14 protein-coding genes are annotated in these 19,556 nt (G+C 60.8%); 11 read left to right on the forward strand and 3 right to left on the reverse strand.

The genetic code is table 11. The features are described 5' to 3' along the window. Window positions 1-225: 225 nt before the first annotated feature. Window positions 226-2,205, forward strand: coding sequence for a ribonucleoside triphosphate reductase (locus IY73_RS04680; protein WP_197736924.1), 1,980 nt, complete (start codon window positions 226-228; stop codon window positions 2,203-2,205). Window positions 2,206-2,331: 126 nt separating this feature from the next. On the opposite strand, the gene panB is transcribed toward IY73_RS04680, so the two are convergent. After that, window positions 2,332-3,132, reverse strand: coding sequence for a 3-methyl-2-oxobutanoate hydroxymethyltransferase (panB, locus tag IY73_RS04685; RefSeq protein WP_053962075.1), 801 nt, complete (start codon window positions 3,130-3,132; stop codon window positions 2,332-2,334). A gap of 98 nt (window positions 3,133-3,230) precedes the next feature. Between panB and coaBC the strand changes: the two genes are divergently transcribed. The 4 genes from coaBC (at window position 3,231) to IY73_RS04705 (ending at window position 8,204) form a co-directional block, all read left to right on the forward strand. Beyond that, entirely contained in the window at window positions 3,231-4,499 is a 1,269-nt protein-coding gene (gene coaBC, locus IY73_RS04690) for a bifunctional phosphopantothenoylcysteine decarboxylase/phosphopantothenate--cysteine ligase CoaBC (RefSeq protein WP_053978970.1), read from the forward strand. A gap of 229 nt (window positions 4,500-4,728) precedes the next feature. Next, window positions 4,729-5,616 (forward strand): pantoate--beta-alanine ligase, encoded by an 888-nt coding sequence (gene panC / locus IY73_RS04695; protein WP_053978971.1) that lies wholly within the window; start codon window positions 4,729-4,731, stop codon window positions 5,614-5,616. 13 nt (window positions 5,617-5,629) lie between these two features. Then, window positions 5,630-6,037: an aspartate 1-decarboxylase gene (gene panD, locus IY73_RS04700; protein ID WP_053978972.1), complete on the forward strand. Its 408-nt coding sequence runs from the start codon at window positions 5,630-5,632 to the stop codon at window positions 6,035-6,037. 520 nt (window positions 6,038-6,557) lie between these two features. Then, entirely contained in the window at window positions 6,558-8,204 is a 1,647-nt protein-coding gene (locus IY73_RS04705; RefSeq protein WP_053978973.1) for a hypothetical protein, read from the forward strand. 407 nt (window positions 8,205-8,611) lie between these two features. On the opposite strand, the gene IY73_RS04710 is transcribed toward IY73_RS04705, so the two are convergent. Continuing rightward, a complete protein-coding gene (locus tag IY73_RS04710; protein ID WP_053978974.1) occupies window positions 8,612-10,471 on the reverse strand; it encodes a phosphoenolpyruvate carboxykinase (GTP) in 1,860 nt (619 codons plus the stop codon). Window positions 10,472-10,629: 158 nt separating this feature from the next. On the opposite strand from IY73_RS04710, the gene IY73_RS08165 reads away from it, so the two are divergent. Continuing rightward, a complete protein-coding gene (locus IY73_RS08165; protein ID WP_197736925.1) occupies window positions 10,630-11,211 on the forward strand; it encodes a cupin domain-containing protein in 582 nt (193 codons plus the stop codon). A gap of 188 nt (window positions 11,212-11,399) precedes the next feature. Here the strand turns inward: IY73_RS08165 and IY73_RS04720 are convergent, their stop codons facing one another. Further along, entirely contained in the window at window positions 11,400-12,272 is an 873-nt protein-coding gene (locus tag IY73_RS04720) for an SDR family oxidoreductase (RefSeq protein ID WP_053978975.1), read from the reverse strand. Between the two features lie 610 nt (window positions 12,273-12,882). Here IY73_RS04720 and IY73_RS04725 point away from each other — a divergent pair. From IY73_RS04725 to IY73_RS04745, 5 genes are all read left to right on the forward strand, one after another. After that, window positions 12,883-13,650, forward strand: a complete 768-nt coding sequence (locus tag IY73_RS04725) for an anaerobic ribonucleoside-triphosphate reductase activating protein (RefSeq protein WP_053962083.1) — start codon at window positions 12,883-12,885, stop codon at window positions 13,648-13,650. 66 nt (window positions 13,651-13,716) lie between these two features. Then, complete coding sequence (locus IY73_RS04730) at window positions 13,717-14,454, forward strand: TenA family protein (protein WP_053962084.1); 738 nt, start codon at window positions 13,717-13,719, stop codon at window positions 14,452-14,454. Window positions 14,455-14,582: 128 nt separating this feature from the next. Continuing rightward, window positions 14,583-15,566 carry a TIGR01777 family oxidoreductase gene (locus IY73_RS04735; protein WP_053962085.1) on the forward strand — a complete coding sequence of 328 codons (984 nt, stop codon included), beginning with the start codon at window positions 14,583-14,585 and terminating at the stop codon, window positions 15,564-15,566. A 51-nt stretch (window positions 15,567-15,617) separates the two neighbouring features. Beyond that, the gene (locus IY73_RS04740; RefSeq protein ID WP_053962086.1) at window positions 15,618-17,246 is read left to right on the forward strand and encodes an FAD-binding oxidoreductase; all 1,629 of its coding nucleotides are present in this window, start codon (window positions 15,618-15,620) and stop codon (window positions 17,244-17,246) included. A 371-nt stretch (window positions 17,247-17,617) separates the two neighbouring features. Beyond that, window positions 17,618-19,309 carry an FAD-binding oxidoreductase gene (locus IY73_RS04745; protein WP_053978976.1) on the forward strand — a complete coding sequence of 564 codons (1,692 nt, stop codon included), beginning with the start codon at window positions 17,618-17,620 and terminating at the stop codon, window positions 19,307-19,309. Window positions 19,310-19,556 lie beyond the last annotated feature (247 nt).

Raw genomic sequence — 19,556 nt, forward strand, 5'->3', positions numbered from 1 at the left:
CAATGAGTGTCCTTGATAATTCCGAACAACCTGCAAATCTCGCTAGATAGCAACTACATATAGTGGCTATGAATTTTATGTGCCCCAAGATGCTGCACAAACGTGTCACACCTTCCGAGTAGCTTTAGACATGCGCACCCACCAGGGAAGGTAAGGGCAGCCTAATTACCTTTCCGTATGGGACTACAGAAGATGACACACCGCAGGACACAAAAGGACACCACCATGGCGAACACCGACTCCACCACCAGGCCCATCGTCGACGTCACCTCCACCATCGACGAATACCTCGACCGCAGCGACTGGCGCGTCAACGCCAACGCCAACCAGGACTACTCCCTGGGAGGCATGATGCTCAACACCTCCGGTAAAGTCGTCGCCAACTACTGGCTCAGCAACGTCTTCAGCCCCGAAGCCGGCACCGCCCACCGCGACGGCTCCATCCACATCCACGACCTCGACATGCTCGCCGGCTACTGCGCCGGATGGTCCCTCCGGCAGCTCCTCGAAGAAGGTTTCAACGGCGTCCCCGGCACCGTCGCCTCCCTCCCTCCCAAGCACTTCTCCACCGCCTGCGGGCAAATCGTCAACTTCCTGGGAACCCTCCAAAATGAGTGGGCCGGTGCGCAGGCCTTCAGCTCTTTCGACACCTACATGGCCCCCTTCGTCCGCCTCGACAACCTCTCCTTCGACGAGGTCAAGCAGCAGATGCAGGAACTCATCTTCAACCTCAACGTTCCCAGCCGCTGGGGCACCCAAACCCCCTTCACCAACCTCACCTTCGACCTCCAGTGCCCCGAAGACCTCGCCAAGCAGGTTCCCTTCATCGGCGGCGAACCCGTCGACTTCACCTATGGCGACCTCCACGAGGAAATGACCCTCATCAACAAAGCCTTCATCGAGGTCATGACAGAAGGTGACGCTGACGGCCGCGTCTTCACCTTCCCCATCCCCACCTACAACATAGGCAAAGACTTCGACTGGGAAGCCCCCATCATGGAGCCGCTGTTTGAGATGACAGCCAAATACGGCCTGCCCTACTTCCAAAACTTCATCAATTCCGACCTCGACCCCGGCATGATCCGCTCCATGTGCTGCCGCCTCCAACTTGACCTCCGCGAACTGCTCAAGCGCGGCAACGGCCTCTTCGGCTCCGCCGAACAAACCGGCTCCATCGGCGTCGTCACCCTCAACTGCGCCCGCCTGGGCTACCAGCACAAGGGTGACTGGAAAGGCCTCCTCGCCCACGTCGACGAACTCATGGACCTCGGTAAAGACACCCTCGAAAAGAAACGCGTCAAAGTCGACGAACTTATCGACCGGGGCCTCTACCCCTACACCAAGCGCTACCTCGCCAGCCTCGACAACCACTTCTCCACCATCGGCGTCAACGGCATCAACGAAATGGTGCGAAACTTCACCGAGGACAAAGAAGACATCGCCACCACCGCTGGCCACGAAATGGCCGTCCTCCTCCTCGACCACGTGCGCGCCCGCCTCGTCGAATTCCAAGAAGAAACTGGCCACCTTTACAACCTCGAAGCCACCCCCGCCGAAGGCGCCTGCTACCGCTTCGCCCGCGAAGACAAGAAACGCTTCCCCGACATCCTGCAAGCCGGCTTCGAAGACGCCCCCTACTACACCAACTCCTCCATGCTCCCCGTGGGCTACACCGACGACCCCTTCGAAGCTCTCGAACAGCAAGAAGACCTCCAATCCATGTACACCGGCGGCACCGTCCTCCACCTCTACATGGGCGAACGCGTGAGCGACGCCAAGACCTGCCGCGAACTCGTCCGCCGCAGCTTGACGGCCTTCCATATCCCCTACATCACCATCACCCCCACCTTCTCCATCAGCCCCAAGTACGGCTACATCTCCGGCGAACACCAATACTGCCCCAAGTGCCAAGCCGACCACGACTCCGAAGTAGCCGCCGCCCGCGCCGCTGAAGCCGCCGGCAAGCCTGTCAAGAAGACCGCTGAGCAGCTGGAAGCCGAATGGGAGCCGGTGGAATGCGAAGTGTGGACCCGCGTCATGGGCTACTTCCGTCCTGTCAAGTCCTTTAATAAGGGCAAGCAGTCCGAGCAGAAGGAACGCAAGAGCTTCCGGGAAGGCGTCGCTCTCCAGTCGGCAGTGGCCGCACCCCGTGCTGTCGCCTCCCTCAGCGGCGACCGCATGGCCACCGCCAACGATCGCGTCTAACTAGCGCCCGCGCTAGCCCATACAGCAAAGCGGCCCAGTCCCGGTTTCTACCAGGGCTGGGCCGCTTAACTATTGCAACTATCGGCACGATCGACGCGCAAACAGAGCGTCGAACTCTGACGCTGTTTAACGCTCGAAGCAGTGCTCCGCCGCCGGGAACGTGCCCGCCTCCACCTCTTCCCGGTAGGCGCGAGCAGCCGCCGTCATCTCTGCCCCCACCTCGGCAAACACCTTCACAAAACGTGGGCGGCGGCCACCCTGCGGCACCGCCATAGCGTCATGCCACACCAGCACCTGTGCGTCCGTATCCGGGCCAGCCCCAATTCCCACTGTCGGAATAGCCAACGTCTCCGTGGCTTCCTTCGCCACCTCCGCCGGCACCATCTCCAACACCACCGCGCTGGCCCCCGCCTCCTGCACGGCATGCGCATCCGCCAACAACTGTGCGGCAGCGTCACCCCGCCCCTGCACCTTAAACCCACCCAGGGCATGCACGGACTGCGGCGTAAACCCAATATGGGCCATCACCGGAATACCCGCGTTCACCAGCGCGCGGATCCGGCCCGCCATCCGCAAGCCGCCCTCAATCTTCACCATCTGCGCCCCCGACTGGCGCATCATCTGCACCGAAGACGCAATAGCCTGCTCATCCGACGCCTCATAGGTGCCGAATGGCAAATCCGCCACCACCAGCGCCTGCGGGGCACCCCGCACCACGCCGCGAGCCAAGAAAATCATCTCGTCCAGCGTCACCCGGGTGGTGGTGTCGTAGCCATACACCACATTCGCGGCAGAATCCCCCACCAACAACACCGGAATGTCGGCGGCCGCAAAAGCGCGGGCAGTGGAGTAGTCGTAGGCAGTCAACATGGCCCACTTGTGGCCATCCTGCTTCCATTGGGCAAGGTCCAAAACGCGTGTGTGCATGCCTATAAGTGTGCCACTTCCCCTCAAAAAGGCCAGCTGAGACGCCACAAATACGCAACAACCCAGGAGCCGGGTAGTAAGCAGCCTAGAATAGCGTTATGGCACAAGCAGGGAAGAACATTGTGGTGGGCGTTGGCGGCGGTATCGCGGCCTACAAAGCCTGCATGGTCATTCGTGAGTTCACCAAAGCTGGGCACACCGTCACCGCCATCCCCACCGCCGCAGCCGAAAGCTTCATCGGCACCGCCACCCTGGAAGCCCTCACCGGCCAGCCCGCAACCTCCAGTGTTTTCACCGGCATCCCCCAGGTGCGGCACGTCTCTGTCGGCTCCGCCGCAGATCTAGTGGTTGTCGCCCCCACCACCGCGGACCTCCTCTCCCGCATCGCCGCTGGGGCCGCCAACGACATGCTCACCACCACCCTCCTCATGGCCACCTGCCCGGTGCTGCTCGCTCCTGCTATGCACACCCAAATGTGGGAAAACAGCCTAGTCCAGCGCAATGTCGCCACCCTCCGCGACCATGGCTACACGGTGATGGAGCCAGCAGTGGGTAGGTTGACGGGCCCCGACTCCGGCGCCGGGCGCCTGCCCGAACCTCACGAGATTGCCGACATGGCCCTCGCCCTCCTCGAAGAACAGGAGCTGGCCACCGCCCGGTCTGTACCTGCAACCGCGATGCCCCGCGACCTCACCGGACGCTACATCATCGTGACTGCCGGCGGTACCCGCGAAGCCCTCGACCCAGTCCGCTACCTGGGCAACAACTCCTCCGGCCAACAAGGCGCTGCCCTCGCCGCCTGCGCCGCCCAACGCGGCGCCCACGTCACTCTCCTCCTTGGTGCTCACGACCTCCCCTACCTTCCCGCCGGCGTGCACGTAGAACCCGTCACCAGTGCCCTCCACCTCCACCACACCCTCACCGCGCTCCTCGACACCCACCCCGTCGATGCCGTCATCATGGCTGCTGCCGTAGCCGACTTCCGCCCCACCACCACCGCAGACACCAAACTCAAAAAGGGCACCAGCAGCGAACCCAGCAGCATCGCACTCACCCGCAACCCCGACATCCTGGCGGACATTGTTACTCGCTACCCCCACCTCACCACCGTCGGCTTTGCTGCCGAAACCGGCGACTCCGACCATACGGTGCTCCAACTGGGTCGTGAGAAATTCGCTCGCAAAGGCTGCCACCTGCTCATGGTCAACGAAGTGGGGTTCGACACCACCTTCGGCCAGCCCACCAACGCCGGCTGGCTGTTGGGGCGTGAAGGCGCCGAAACACGCATTCCCCGCATGTCCAAACGCGGCGTCGCCATGCGCATCCTCGACCAGCTGAGCACTCTCCTCGCTACGCAAGAGCCCTAAGGGAGCGCCTGCCCTACGCTGGGCGCCCCTCCTGCCCGCCCTAAACCCGCTACCGGCGTACCCTAAACCGGCCTCCGGCGTATTCCCAACTCCCCTCCGGCGTGCCCCAAACCGGCACCGGCACGCTACTGTCCTGTTGTACGGAAAGCGTCGGCCGAGCCGGCCAAGATGGCAGGCTGGGCATACTTCACCAATTGGTTTTCCGCAAAGGTAAGCCCATAATTAAGGGGTGACTAGTGACAACACGTCCCTGCAAGTATGTACCGCGCCTAGCGACCTTAGTACCCTTGCCGACCAGCTCCGCGCCGCCGGCCGATCCATCGCGCTTGTCCCTACCATGGGTGCCCTCCACGATGGACACATGCAGCTCGTCCGTGCTGCCAAAAAGGTTCCCAACGCTACCGTCATCGTCAGTATCTTTGTCAACCCCCTCCAATTTGGGCCTACCGAAGACCTCGACTCCTACCCCCGCACTCTCTCTGCGGACCTCGACCTCCTCGCCGCCGAAGGCGTAGACGTCGCCTTCGCCCCCACCGCCCACGACATGTACCCGCACGGGTACCGCAGCACCGTCACCCCTGGCCCTCTCGCCGCCGAACTAGAAGGCGCCACCCGCCCCGGCCACTTCGCCGGTGCCCTCACCGTGTGCGCCAAACTCTTCGGTATCTCCCGTGCTCACCACGCGTTCTTCGGGGAGAAGGACTATCAGCAGCTCGTCCTCCTCAAGCAGATGGTGGAGGACCTCAACCTGCCAATTACCCTGCACCCCGTCCCTATCCGCCGGGAGGAGAGTGGCCTTGCCCTTAGCTCCCGCAACCGCTACCTTTCCGCCGAGGAACACCTGCTGGCCCAGCAGCTCTTCGCCAGCCTGCGCGCCGGTGTTTCCGCCGCCGATAACGGAGCCTCGCCCCGTGAGGTGGTGGGCGCCACCCTCGCCTATCTTGCCCAGTATCCGCAGATCGATGTCGACTACGTTGAGGTTCGCGACGTCGGCCTGCAACCACTGGGCGGCTGTGCCGACGCCACGGTGGCGGCCCGCCTGCTGTTGGCTGCCCGCATCGGCGCTACCCGACTGATCGACAACATGGGACTGATGCTCCAACCCTGGGACTACTAAGGATGTGCCTACTGTGTTCCGAACCATGCTGAAATCGAAGATTCACCGCGCCACCGTCACTCAAGCGGACCTGCACTATGTGGGTTCCTGCACGATTGACGTTGCCCTCCTGGAGGCCGCTGACCTGTGGGAAGGCGAAAAGGTGGATATCGTTGATGTCACTAACGGCAACCGCCTCTCCACCTACTGCATTGCGGGAGAGCGGGGTTCCGGCATGATCTCCATTAATGGTGCCGCCGCCCACCTTATTCACCCGGGGGACATGGTGATCCTTATTGGTTATGGGTTGATGGAGGAGGCGGAAGCGCGGAGTTACCAGCCGAAGGTGATTTTTGTGGATGAGAAGAACCAGATTCTGGAGGAGGGCTGCGATCCGGCTAGTGTGCCTGAGGGGTCGGGGTTGCTTGATCCGCGTGGTTAGGGGTGAGGTGTCCAGAGCGCCTCTGTGAGCTGTATGAAGAACTAACGCCCCGGTACTATTACCGGGGCGTTTTTGTATATATCTCTAAATAAATTGTGTATATTGTCCTCAAAAAAGGCTGTCTACACTGTAGACACTAGGGAATCCCTACAATTTGTATGGTGAGATACCCATCACACTTTCCATGAAATAGTGAAAGGGCGCTTTCCCGCAGCAGGAAAGCGCCCTTTGTCTTGTGCAAAACCAGTATAAACCTAATAAATGAATGAGTGCAAGTCGAAGCGGAGATAAAAATAAATAATGGCAACAAAAACCCCTCTACAGAGTGCTTTTTAATGACTGCGAAAATAAAAAACATGCTGGACAGAGTACGGAGACCAAAAATATCTCTCTTAACCTTAAAAAAATTTAGGAAATCAACTAGCTTTTGGACAAGTGTCCTCGTACTGTCTTTTCTAGCACCACCAGAACATGTGGTGTGACCACTAAACATAAGTCAACTAGTCAGAATTGCAATGATATGTTGAAACATGCTTTGGGAGTTGCGGCCAGTTTCTTGGCACTGGCCTGTGGACTGGGAGTAGGAGCCGCCCAAGCGGCTGACGCACCTACCCCGTCTCTCTCCAGCAGTGCACACGACATCGTCGCCACCAGTGACGTACAGGTGACTGCACCGAACAACCTCGGCAGCGCGCTTGCATCCAGCCTCGGACGGGATGCACGCGTGCAGCTCGATACCCCGGCTCAGCCCGCCAGTCGTGTACCCTCCAGCCAAGACACCCTCTCCTTCCTTCAGTCCAGCCTGCTTCTCGTCGGCCGGGACGTCCTCGCCCACGGAGCCCAGGGCAGCATCACCACCGCTGTCTCAACTGCTCTACACGGACAGCTCGACGCCCTTACCGGCCTCGTCTACACTCGCAAGGACAACGACAAGGACAAGAACACCAAGAGCAAGAAGCGCACCACCAAGCGTGCTGCCCAGGCAAAAGAGGACAACACTCCTCTCACCAGCGCACCCGAGTTCATCAAGAACCTCGGCGAGGACATTGACGGAATGTGGGCGGTCGTCGCAGAATCCGCATCCCGCGTCCCCGTCCTGGGTGAAATGGTCTACGACATCATCGAAGGCATGCGTCACAGCCGCTACTGGAAGAACGATTACTACCGCATCCTCCGGACCACCTCCATCTTCGTCGCCCTTACCGGCCTCGTCCTCGGACCCATCACCGGTCTGGCAGCTGCTGTCTTTATCGCCTTTTCTCTAGTCCTGCCGGTCACCGCACTGCTGCTCACCGGAGCAGTATTCTTCGGCATCGTGGCCCTACCCGTCGCCTTCCTTAACGGCATTGCGCTGGTCATCCTGTCCGGCACAACCTGGCTGTTGGCAGTGGGCGCAGGTATCTCCATGATCGTCTTCGGCGCCCTGCTCGCCGCCGGTGTGGTCGATCTGTTCGCAGGGTTGTCCTTCGTGTTTACCCTGCCGATCATCCCCATCCCCCTCAACTTCACCCCGATTGTGCTCGCCGCCCTCGCCGTGGTGGCCCGCCTCCTGGGTGTTGCCCTCGTGGTCTTCGGCATCATCGTGCTGATGGCCTCCGGGCTCCTGTTGGTGGGTGTGTTCTTCGGCCTCATGATGATCCTTGCTCCGTGGCTGTTCATCGCCGGCCTGTTCCTCCTCACTGCTGCAATCTGGCTCTTCGCCTTCATCATCAGCCTGGCTATCATCGGACCCATCGCCCTTATCACCATCCCGCTGGCAACTCTGCCGTGGATGCTGGCAGCGCTGGCTGTGTTCCTCTTCGGAATGTTCATCTACGCCGTCTCCGGTAACACCAACCGCGGACCGCAGTACGAAGCCGTCAACCAGACAAAGAAGCAGAAGGAAGAAGCCGCAGCCGCAGGTCAGGACAAGTCCAAGGCCAAGGGTAAAAACAAGAACAAGGGCAAGAAGGCTGCCAACAAGAACGCCAAGGGTGCCAAGAGTACCAAGAGTACAAAGAAAGCCGCTGGCAAGAAGGCTGCCAACACGTCCGCACAAGCTTCTTCCCACGCGAAGAAGAACGCCAAGAAAGGAAAGAAGGGTGCTCCTGTAGCACTCCGTGCTCAGGCAGCCATGTCACTAGCCGCCAGCCCAGCACGACCGAGCGATTACGGCCTGGCTGCCTAGCACACGGCAACTCGCGAGCGCCACGTCGTCGATGCCACCTTCATAACGCTGAGGGCACCCCACTGTGGTCCCTTCCCCGCGGGTGTCCCAGCGTGTGGGTTCCGCTCTAGTGTGGGAACGTTCCTGTCCCACACACCCCGGCATCGGTAGTCGCACTTCCTTGGTGAACACACCGGAGAGAGATCGTTGGAGAATCTCCCGGAGTGACCATAAAAGAAGACCCGCCCCGAATGAACAACTCGGAGGCGGGTCTTCTTCTGTCCAATCTCACTCGCGGTGGGGGAACAGACCAACGTGGGATGGTGCTGTTCCCTTACCACAGGTGTTACTTGTAGGGGACAGATGAGCCACGGCGGGTGACATCGGGTCCGCCGCTGGCAGGGCAGAGCCTGCCACTGGGGGCGTCTTTACTTGGCAGCGTCATCGATGCGGGCTGCCACCGCATTGTGAGCATCCCAAATTTCCTGCGGCATATTCGGCAGGGACTCTAGGTGTTCCTTGCGCAGCTCCATCTCCTGCTGCCAGCGCGGCAGGTCAATAGAGAGCACGGTATCCAGATCCTTTTCGGCGATGTCGAGGCCGTCCAGCAGCAGCTCATCCTTGGCGGGAATGGTGCCGACGGGGGACTCCACACCCTCTACACGGCCGTCCTTCAGGTCCATCAGCCACAACAGAGCGCGCAGGTTGTCTCGGTAGCCCGGCCACAGGTAGTGGCCGTCTTCCTTATCCCGCTGGAACCAGTTGACGTGGGCGAAGATCGGCATATCCTGTACCTCGCCCAGGATGTTCAGCCAGTGTTGGGCGTAGTCGCCCTCGGGGTAGGCCATGAAGGGGCGCATGGACATGGGGTCGTAGCGCAGCTGGCCCTCCTTGCCCTCTGCGGCGAAGGTAGCTTCCGCACCAAGGGTGAGGCCGTCGTAGACTCCCTCGGCCAGGTCAGTGAAGGCGCGAATGAGCGGCTCGCGGTCGCGGCAGCGGCCACCGAAGATGATGGCGTCGATGGGCACACCGGCCGGGTCTTCAAAGTCGCCGGCAACATTGGGGACGTTCGCCAGGGTGGTGGTGAAGCGGCTGTTGGGGTGGGCCCATTCGTCGCCGGGCTTGCCGGAGCGCTGGTGTTCCACCGGGCGGTCGGCGATGGGGTTGCCCTTCCAGTCGAGCCAGCCGGTGACGTCCTCCGGGTAGTCGGGAGTCTTGCCCTCGAACCAGACGTCCTTGGTCATGGGGTTGTAGGCGACGTTGGTGAAGAGGGTCTTGGTGCCCTCGGCGATGGCGGCGACGGCGGTGGGGTTGGTGGTCTGGTTGGTGTCCTTGGCGACACCGAAGGCGCCGTACTCGGGGTTCATGCCGTAGAGTTTGCCGTCCTCTGGGTTGACCCACAGCCAGACAATGTCGTCACCGTAGAAGTCGACGGTGAAGCGGTCGCCCAGGGCGTCGGGGGCGAGCATCATGGCCAGGTTGGTCTTGCCGGAGGCGGAGGGGAAGCCGCCGCAGATGTGGTAGGTGCGGCCGGTTTCCTTGTCGCGGATGCCGATGAGCATGAACTGTTCGGCCAGGAATTTGCCGGAGGCCCAGCCGTCGTAGCAGGCCAAGCGGAGGCCGTGGGCGATCTTGCCGAGGAGGGCGTTGCCGCCGTAGGAGGAGCCGTAGTGGAGGATGGTGCGTTCGTCGGCGACGGTGGCAAAGAGGCGCTCGTCGTCCTCGGTACCTTGGCCTAGGTTGGGGAGGTCGCCGGTGACATGCACGGCGTGGACGAACTGGTTGTCGTCGTCGAGGTCGTTGACGTAGTCGGCGTCGACGCGAGCCATGCGAATCATGTGGATGGCGACGGTGCGGGAGTCAGTGAGTTCGACGCCGCGTGCCCAGGCTTCCAGGGGGTTGCCGGCGGGGGACATGAGGTAGGGCACCACGTACATGGTCTTGCCTGCGGAGGCTCCGGCCATGTACTTCTTCTGGCGTTCGGTGATCTCGGCGGCGTCCCGCCAGTTGTTGTAGGCGCCCTTATCTGTTTCGTTGTGGGTGGCGACGACGGTGCGTTCTTCGGAGCGGGCGGTGTCCTTGTAGTAGCTGCGCGAGTAGTAGAGGTCTTTGCCGGCATCGAAGATTTCGCCGTCGGCGAGGGCCTCGGCGAGAAGGCGGTCGTCGTCTGCGGCGGAGATGACTTCTACCTTGGCGGGCGTGGTGATAGCGGCCCACTCTTCAACGAATTCGTGGACTTTCGGGTTGGTGATGCCACCCTCGGTGAGGATGTCGTTTAGGGTGCTCATGGGGCTTCCTTGTGGGTTGGGGGTGATGTCGGCAGAGCGTCCAGCGGGCGGTGCTTCGCGGGGGAAGGGGAGCTCGTGGGTCTTTCTCCAACCGGTACTAATTAGGTTAGCCTAACCTAACTAAACTGACGAATTATATTGGGCGCAGACCAGTACAAATGAGACCTTCACCACAAAATCTCATTTCTGGGAAAGGTGACGGATTCTCCCATGTTGCACTGGATATGACGACACCTCACCTCACCCCCGCCAACCTCACCCCCGCCAACCTCGCTCCCGCCGACGACACCCCTGGCACCGCAGCATCCTCCAGCAACGCTGCAGTCAATAGTGCCGCAGGCAACGCTCCCCAAAAGTTCCCCGAAGGCGTCACCCCGCTCGACGCCGACCACCCCGATGCGGGCTCCGATAACGGCACCTATACCCTTGGCGAGCAATTCCAGCCCGACGTGCAGCCTTTCCCCACCCGGCCCCGCACCTTCAAGGTGCTTAACACCAGTAGCGGCAAGGTCGTGGGATTTGCCTTTGCCGCTGGCCAAACCCTCCAGGAACACGCTGCCCGTCACCCCGTCCTCATTCAGGTGTTGAAGGGACGCGTCACCTTCCATGTGAAGGGGGAGGATGTGGAATTGGTGCCGGGGCGCATCATCCATCTCACGCCGATGCTGCGGCATTCCGTGGAGGCACACGAGGATTCGATCCTTACGGTGACGATGCTGCTGCCGCACAACGAAAGCTAGCCGCGCGCGGCACATCTAAGACGCAGTACACCTAAGAAGCGGTGCGTTGAAACCGCAGCACACATTAACGCAGTACACACAGACGCAGAGACGCACTCGCCCGGCGACAGTGTGGCCGAGGTTCCACATGCCGCCGGGCGAGACATCTTGAGAGCAGCTTGATAAGCCGCGTAATAGTAGCGCCAGGCTTACTTCTTTTGGCTCTGGCGGCCGACGAAGTCATCCATGGAGGCGTTGATGCCCAGCCAGGTGCTGACGATGTCATACCAGTGGGTCGGCAGGACGCGCACCAGGCTGGTGGCGTACTGCACGAGCTTCGGGATGAAGAGTTCCGGCTGGCCAGCTTCGATGGCGTCCAGGATCTTCATGGATACCTTGTACTGGTCCAGGATGGGGAAGAGCAGCGGGACCTTGGTCTTGGCACCTTCGAACATGCCGGTGTTGACGTAGAACGGGTAGATGGTGAGGATTTGGACGGCGGAGTGTTCCTTGGCGAGCTCGTTGCGGAGGGATTCCAGCATGCCGCGGACGCCCCACTTGGTGGCGCAGTAGTCGGTCATGTTGGCGGGGCCGACGGTGCCGGCGGCGGAGGAGATGACGGCGATGTGTCCGTGGTTGCGGGACTTCATCTGGCCGAGGAAGGCGCGGGTGACGCTGAACACGCCGCGAAGGTTAATGTCGAGGGAGCGGTCGATTTGTTCGTCGGTGAGTTCGAGGAGGCTCTTGCCGGAGACCACGCCGGCGCATTGGATGAGGATGTCGACTTTGCCGAAGTCCTTGAGGGTTTGTTCGGCTTGGGCGTTGACGTTCTCGACGTCGGCGACGTTGACTTTGTAGCCGCCGGCTTTGATGCCGAGCCCTTCAAGGGTGGCGACGGTTTCGTCTAGGCGGGCGATGTCCCAGATGATGATGGCGCTGGCGCCGCGTTTTGCACATTCTTTGGCCATGATGAGGCCCATACCGCTGGTGCCACCGGTGATAAGGACGGTTTGTCCGGAGATCTTGGTTCCCTTGTTGAGGGATAGGGTGTTGCCAATTTTCTTGATGAGGGATGAGACCATTGTCGAACCATTCCTTGAAAAGATAGGGAAAGGGTCAGCGGTGTGAAACCTAGCGGACGATTCACGTGTAACGCTTGACCTGTTGCTTTGGGATGAGCGGTGCGTACCGTGCATCACAGCTATTGACGTTAGTGGCCTAGTTCACAGAAATGGTTAGGTTTCTTACGAAATTTTAAATTCGAGGTAATCAAGGAAAAAGTGCAGGATACAAACCTCTCTATTCACTCTTAGCGAGTATTAAATATGGCAACTTTGGAATTTTAATGGTGGGGTGACGATTCTTGAAGGTTGTTTCACAACGTGTATGTAGGGAGTGGGGGAGTCTATATAAGGGCGGGGAGTGTAGGCGAAGGGTAAGGGTGAGGGCAGGCAAGGGGTGAGGCCGAGGGGTCGGGGAGTGGCGCGCAGTAACACGCCCACGCCACTACGAGATTCTGTGAGTTAGCTCACCACAAGAGCTATGCACGAGGGAATAGGCGACCTCCCTAAACGCCCATAACACCACAATATGTAGTAGGTATCATTTAACTATTCCACTACATTCCCCACTCCGAGCACCTTTGCAGCGCTAAGCTAAACACCTAGCCCAGCACCACGAAGGAGGCATCCGATGGCCACAGCCACCACCCCCACCCGTGTGTACCTCACCCGCCGCCAACTCGCCTCCGCCGACAGCCTCACCGTCGCCGGCCTCGTCCGCCTCTCCACCGTGGACTGGCCCGGCCGCATGGTCTCCACTATCTTCCTGCAGGGCTGCCCCTGGAACTGCATCTATTGCCACAACCCAGACCTCATCGACTGCCGCACCTCCGGCATTATGGCCTGGGCAGATGTGGAAACTTTCCTACAGCGCCGCCAAGGGCTCCTCGACGGCGTCGTCTTCACCGGAGGCGAACCCACCCGCCAGCGTGGCCTCATGGACGCTATGGAACGCGCCCACACCCTGGGCTTCCAGGTGGGACTCCACACTATGGGCGCCTACCCCACCCTGCTGCGGCCCCTGCTCCCCCTTATCGATTGGGTGGGCTTCGATATCAAAGCCGCTCCCACCCACTATGGCAGCATCATTGCCACCGATGTGCGGAGCAGCATTGGCACGGTCGGTTCCCGCCACGCCATGGAATCCCTCGACATGCTGCTGGACGCCGGCATCGAGGTACAGGCCCGCACTACCCTCCACCCGGACTCTGTTGCCATCACTGATCTTCCCGCCATTGTGGAGTTGCTGCAGTGTAAAGGCGTGGGCTCCTACCGACTCCAACAAGCTCGCGCGGAAGGGGCCCGCCAAGAATTGCCGGACGGCCGCACCCTCAGCTACGACCGACCCGGATGGGACGCTGAGTTTGAAGCGCTGAAAGCCCGCTACGACTTCGGCTAAACTGCCAGCATGAGACAGCAGCCCCACAGCAGAGCGCACTAACCTCACTCATCTTTGGAGGACCGCATGTTCCAGCTACCCGCCACCCCCACCGACTACCCACCTCAGCAGACTGACCAGCCACTGGTCGCCGTCGCCGGCCCACACACCCAACAGCTGTGGGAGGCCGCCCTGCCGTTCTTCCGGGACATTATGGCTACCCCGTTCGTCACGCAGTTGGGTGACGGCACCCTCGCAGCCCCCGAATACCACTACTACCTGCAGCAGGATAACCACTATCTGGAGACCTACATCAACGGTCTCCGCTCGCTTGGGCGCAGCGCCCCCGACGCCACCACCGCCGCGTTCTGGAACGACGCCGCCGCCCTCTCCGAAGGCGAAGTGGACTCCCACAACAGCGAACTGGAGGGTGGCAACGCCGTCGAAGAACAGGGCTCCCCGTCCCCCAGCAACCTCGCATACCAGGCATTTCTGCGCGACGCGTGCGCTACTCAGCCCTACGCCGTCGGTGCTACCGCCATGCTGCCCTGCTTCTGGACCTACCCGGAGGTGGCGCTGCGGTTGCTGCCCGCCTACCGGGCGTGGACGGCAGACCACCCGGGGGAACAACACCCCTATGAGGAATGGATCATGCTCTACTCTGGTGACGGGTTTGTGGAGCCGTGTACACAGGCTATCGCACTGGTCGAGGAGGCGCTGTCGCAAGCAACGCCGGAGGAAGTTGCCGTAGCTGTGGGCGAGTTTTGCATAGGGACATTACACGAGGTGATGTTCTTCGATCAGTCCCGCCTGCATTTTTCTTAGCAGCCGAGAAATCGCCCAACACTACCCCTTTTGGCGGCAGTGGGCGAATGTTTGGCAAATGTGTAAAGCCTCAGTGAATACCGAAAAACCACGAGCCACCCGCGTTCAATACGGGTAGCCTTAGAAGCATGGAACCCGCAGACACCACTATTCACGCCAACGCCTCCGCACACGCTAGCGGCGCGAATTCCTGCAGCGCCGCCAAAGTCCACACGGTAGCCGTCACCGGCTCCACTGGCCTCGTCGGCAAGGCCCTCTGCGAAGAGCTCCGCAAAGAGGGCTATCACGTCATCCGCCTGCTCCGCGAGGGTGCCCGTGGCCTCGACGACCGCACCTGGAACCCCACCAACCCCAACCCTGGCATCCTCAACGGCGTCGACGCCCTCATCCACCTTGCCGGCGAAAGTACAGAAGGTATTTGGACCCAGGACAAGAAGCGTCGTATCCGCGACTCGCGCGTCATCCCCACCCGCAAGCTAGCGGAACTCGTCGCCCAGTCCGAGACCGTCCACACTTTCATCTGTGCCAGCGCCATCAGCATCTACGGCGATAGTCGCGGCGCTGAAGTCCTCACCGAAGTCTCTGCCCCAGGTGATGGGTTCTTCGCCGACGTCGTCCAAAAGTGGGAAGGCGCCTGCCAGCCGGCCCGCGCCGCCGGGAAGCGCGTCGTCAACGTGCGCACCGGCATTGTGCTGTCCCGTGACGGCGGTGTGTTGCCACTCCTCGTCGATATCTTCAACTGGGGTGGCGGTGGCCTCATCGGTATGGGGAAGCGGTGGATGTCCTGGATCGACATTGATGACCTCACCCGCATCTACGCCATGATGCTCACCTGCGACAAAATCGAGGGACCCATCAATGCCACTAGCCCAGAGCCCTGTACCAACTCGCACTTCACCAAGGCGCTGGGCATAGTGCTGGACCGACCCACGGGACTCATCATCCCCGCCATCGCCTCCACCATGGTGGGGCACCAGGGAGCCCGCCAGCTGGCCATGTCCGACCAGCGTGCCCAACCGCGCAAGCTGCAAGATCTGCCCAACCACGGGTTCTTCTTCCAGTACCGCACCATCGAGCAGTCTCTCTACCACCAGCTGCCGGAAGACGACTAGTTTTCCCCTCGTTTTCTCCCAACCTTCAGGCTCCGCTACTAGCCTGAAGATATGACTGCTACAGAAAACATGTCCAAAGTCCCCCTTCCCCCCATGTACTACAACCTGTGGGGAGTTCCTGAAGAAGCCAAGCCCCTCAGCGAGGACATAAAGAAACTCCTCATGAGTGTTTTCGGCATCAGCGGCGACGTCACTCCCAACCTCGACAGCTCCCAGGTGAAGCTGGAAGAGTCCCGCATCTCCGCGGAACACCGGGCTGGCCTCGCCAAGATTGTTGGTGAGGAGTACGTCAGCACCGAGCACGAGCAGCGCCTCCGCCGTGCTGCTGGTAAGTCCTCCGCTGACCAACTCTTTTTCGCCAGCGGCAAGACTGTCCCCGCACCCGACGCCGTGGTCGCCCCTGCCAACGAGGACGAACTGCTAGCCATCCTGCAGTACTGTTCCCAGGAAGGCATCGCTGTGGTGCCCTTCTCTGGCGGCACCAGCGTTGTGGGCGGCCTCCGACCGCTGCGCGGAAAGTTTAGCTCCGTCATCAGCGTCGACATGGCCCGCATCAACCAGCTCATCAGCATCGACGAGCAGTCCATGACCGCCACCTTCGGTGCCGGAATCCCCGGCCCAGAGGCTGAAAAACTGCTTCACGAGAAGGGCTACCAGATCGGACACCTGCCCCAGTCCTTCCCCTACGCGGTACTCGGTGGTTACGCCGCCACCCGCTCCTCCGGCCAAAGCTCCGCCGGCTACGGCCCATTCGACCAGATGGTGCGCCACATCCGCATGGTCACCCCGCAGGGCATTTGGGAATCTTCCAAAGCTCCCTTCTCCGCTGCCGGCCCGGATCTGCGCCAGCTCATCATCGGCTCGGAGGGCACCTTCGGCATCATCAGTGAAGTCACCGTCAACATCCACCCGGTGCGGGAAACTGTCCGCCACGAAGCCTTCGTCTTTCCGGACTTCGCTACCGGTGCGGAAGCCCTCCGTAAGGTCACCCAGGCTGGTACTGGGGTGACGGTGCTGCGTCTGTCTGACGAGATTGAATCCGCCATGAACCTGGCCACCGTCGACGACCTCGGTTCCGACGAGAAGGTGGGTGGCTGCCTGGCTATCACTATGTACGAGGGCACCGAGGAACACGCCCGCCTCGCCCATGAGGAAACCCGCAACATTATGCTGGCGAACGGAGCCACCTCCCTGGGTGCCGGCCCGGCGGAGGAGTGGGAGAAGAACCGTTTCAACGCCCCCAGTCTGCGCGACTCGCTGATTGTCAACGAGATTCTCTCCGACACCTGCGAGACCGCCACCGACTGGTCGAACCTCATCAATTTGAAGGCCAAGGTGACGGAGAAGATGGTGGCGCGCCTGACCAAGGGCGGCAAGCCAGCCCTCGTCATGTGCCACATTTCGCACGTGTGCCACGCTGGCGCCAGCCTCTACTTCACCTTTGTGGCGAAGCAGGATGAGGATCCGGTGGCCCAGTACTTCGATGCTAAGCAGGGTCTGCTGGATGCCATTGAAGAGGTGGGTGGCACGGTGTCGCACCACCACGCAGTGGGCACTGACCACCTGTCCGGCATGCGCTGGGAGATCGGCGACCTGGGCGTGACCGTACTGCAGTCCGTGAAGGATGCGCTGGACCCGGCCGGCATTATGAACCCGGGGAAGTTAATCCCGCAGGACTAGCCGCAGGATGGTCCGGAGGGATGAGCCGGCACTGTCCGCGGGACTAGCTGTTAGGTTTGTTTGAAGAGCCCCTTAGTGTGTGCCCTTGTTGGGGGTGGCGCGCTGGGGGGTTCTTTGTGTGTGGGGTGGGTTGGGGGTGGTGTGTTGGTGTGTTTTGGGCTGGCGGTTGTGGGTCGGTGTGGCAAGTGGTCTGCACTATTTTTGTGTTCTGAGCTGCTGTTTTTAACACATCTTAAAAAAGTGTCACTTTTGTCTAGGCATTTTTGCGTTTGCACGCTACACTGAAAACTAGTTACAGATCATCTAAAAGTGTAACGCCTTCGTTTCTCTCAACAAAAGCATCCACACCTCTACTGAAAGGACCCTCTTCCATGGGTATTCAGGAAGACATCAAGCCCCGTATGCGCTGGTGGGGCTGGGGCGTCGACGGACACGACAAGCCCATCAAGCCGGGCGCCACGGAAATTCTGAAGAACGTCTGCGGCATGGAAGACGTCCACAATCCCCCCATTAATCTGGAGGATGTGAAGGTTAATCCCTCCAAGCTCGATGCCGACGACATCGCTGCCCTCAAGGCAGTCGTGGGTGACGAGTTCTTCAAGGATGACCACTACACCCGCGTCATGCACACCTACGGCCGCAGCTACCCGGACCTCCTCCGCCTGCGCCTCGGCAAGTGTGAAGGTGCCCCGGACGCCATCGTCTACCCCGGCTCTGAAGACGACATCGCAAAGCTCTTCGAGGTCTGCGCGGAGCGCGGCATCGCCGTCATCCCCTTCGGTGGCGGCACCTCCGTTGCCGGTGGCGTGGAAGCCATGCGCGGCAAGTTCGAGAAGGCTATTTCCATCTCCATGCTCCGCTTCAACAAGATCGTGGAGATCGACACCAAGGCCATGACCGTGACCGTCCAACCCGGTGTTTTTGGTCCGGATCTGGAAGCTGAACTCGGCAAGTGGGGCGTCACCGTCGGCCACTTCCCGCAGTCCTTCGAATTCTCGACCATCGGTGGCTGGGCCTCCTGCCGCTCCGCCGGCCAGGAATCCTCCGGCTACGGCCGCATCGACAAGAACATTGTCGGTCTCCGCGTCGTCACCCCGCGCGGCCCCATGGACATCCGCACCGTGCCCTCCACTGCTGCCGGCCCCGACCCGCGCCAGCTCTTCCTCGGCTCCGAAGGCGTCTTCGGCATCATCACCGAGGTCACCGTGCAGATCCACAAGAAGCCCGAGACCATGGTCTTCGACAGCTACTTCTTCCCGTCCTTCGCCGAAGGCATCGAGGTCTTCCGTGAACTCGAGCAGAACGGCGACATGCCGCACCTCGCTCGCCTCTCCAACGAGAAGGAAACCGACTTCGGCATCAAGCAGCTGGGCGGCGGCAACCTGGGCAAGACCCTCAGCCGCTACCTGTCCCTGCGTGGCCAGTCCACCCCCTGTATGGCAGTGTTCGCCTTCGGCGGCAATAAGCTGAAGGCCCGCTCCGACCGTGAAGCTTTCGCTATGAAGCTCACTGGTAAGGGTGGCGTGCGCCTCGGCCCGACCGCCGGCATGATGTGGATTAAGGAACGCTTCACCAGCCCCTACCTGCGTGACGTCATGATGACCTCCGACATCGCCGTCGACACCCTGGAAACCTGCACCACCTGGGATAACGCCATGAACCTCCATGATCACATCGTGGAAGACATGGAAGCCGCTGGAGAGAAGCACGGCACCCCGCTGTACCTCTTCTGCCACGTGTCCCACCTGTACCAATCCGGCTGCTCCCTCTACTTCACCTACTTTATGAAGGAGAAGAAGGGCGAAGAGCTTCAGCAGTGGGCCGACGTCAAGGACGCCGCCACCAACGCCATGGAGAAGTACGCCGGTACCTGTACTCACCACCATGGTGTGGGCCAGGATCACGCTCCCGGCCTGCTGGTCGAGAATGGCGATATGTGGATTGAGTTCCTCCGCTACGCCAAGAAGTTCTACGACCCGGCTGGCATTCTGAACCCGTGCAAGCTGCAGGATGGCCCTGTGTCCCTGCGTGCACGTTACGAAGCGGACGATCCGCTGCGTTAAAAGACGCCCCACCACTGCTGCCCCTGGTTCGCACAATCCTTGGGTAGGAGAAGTTGGGTGAAAACGTCCCCGAAAGGGGGCAACTAGAGAAGTTGATCGGTACAACAACTCAACAGTGAAGTAGTGAAAACGGGCCGCAGGGCGGCGTCATCTTAGGGGAGATGCGCTGCCCTGCGGTTCACTTTGTAGTTTCCTCCTAGTATGCGTCGATACAGATGGGATCAGAGGCAAAAAATACTGTCAATTT

Origin of the sequence: Lawsonella clevelandensis, assembly GCF_001293125.1 — a bacterium.
Lineage (GTDB): Bacteria > Actinomycetota > Actinomycetes > Mycobacteriales > Mycobacteriaceae > Lawsonella > Lawsonella clevelandensis.

Excerpts from the sequence above, each read along its gene's own strand:
- coaBC (WP_053978970.1), top strand. The coding sequence starts at position 3,231 with ATGGCACAAGCAGGGAAGAACATTGTGGTGGGCGTTGGCGGCGGTATC.
- IY73_RS04740 (WP_053962086.1), top strand. The coding sequence starts at position 15,618 with ATGACTGCTACAGAAAACATGTCCAAAGTCCCCCTTCCCCCCATGTAC.
- IY73_RS04730 (WP_053962084.1), top strand. The coding sequence starts at position 13,717 with ATGTTCCAGCTACCCGCCACCCCCACCGACTACCCACCTCAGCAGACT.
- IY73_RS04680 (WP_197736924.1), top strand. The coding sequence starts at position 226 with ATGGCGAACACCGACTCCACCACCAGGCCCATCGTCGACGTCACCTCC.
- IY73_RS04745 (WP_053978976.1), top strand. The coding sequence starts at position 17,618 with ATGGGTATTCAGGAAGACATCAAGCCCCGTATGCGCTGGTGGGGCTGG.
- panB (WP_053962075.1), bottom strand. The coding sequence starts at position 3,132 with ATGCACACACGCGTTTTGGACCTTGCCCAATGGAAGCAGGATGGCCAC.
- IY73_RS04720 (WP_053978975.1), bottom strand. The coding sequence starts at position 12,272 with ATGGTCTCATCCCTCATCAAGAAAATTGGCAACACCCTATCCCTCAAC.
- IY73_RS08165 (WP_197736925.1), top strand. The coding sequence starts at position 10,630 with ATGAGACCTTCACCACAAAATCTCATTTCTGGGAAAGGTGACGGATTC.
- IY73_RS04735 (WP_053962085.1), top strand. The coding sequence starts at position 14,583 with ATGGAACCCGCAGACACCACTATTCACGCCAACGCCTCCGCACACGCT.
- IY73_RS04710 (WP_053978974.1), bottom strand. The coding sequence starts at position 10,471 with ATGAGCACCCTAAACGACATCCTCACCGAGGGTGGCATCACCAACCCG.
- IY73_RS04705 (WP_053978973.1), top strand. The coding sequence starts at position 6,558 with ATGTTGAAACATGCTTTGGGAGTTGCGGCCAGTTTCTTGGCACTGGCC.
- IY73_RS04725 (WP_053962083.1), top strand. The coding sequence starts at position 12,883 with ATGGCCACAGCCACCACCCCCACCCGTGTGTACCTCACCCGCCGCCAA.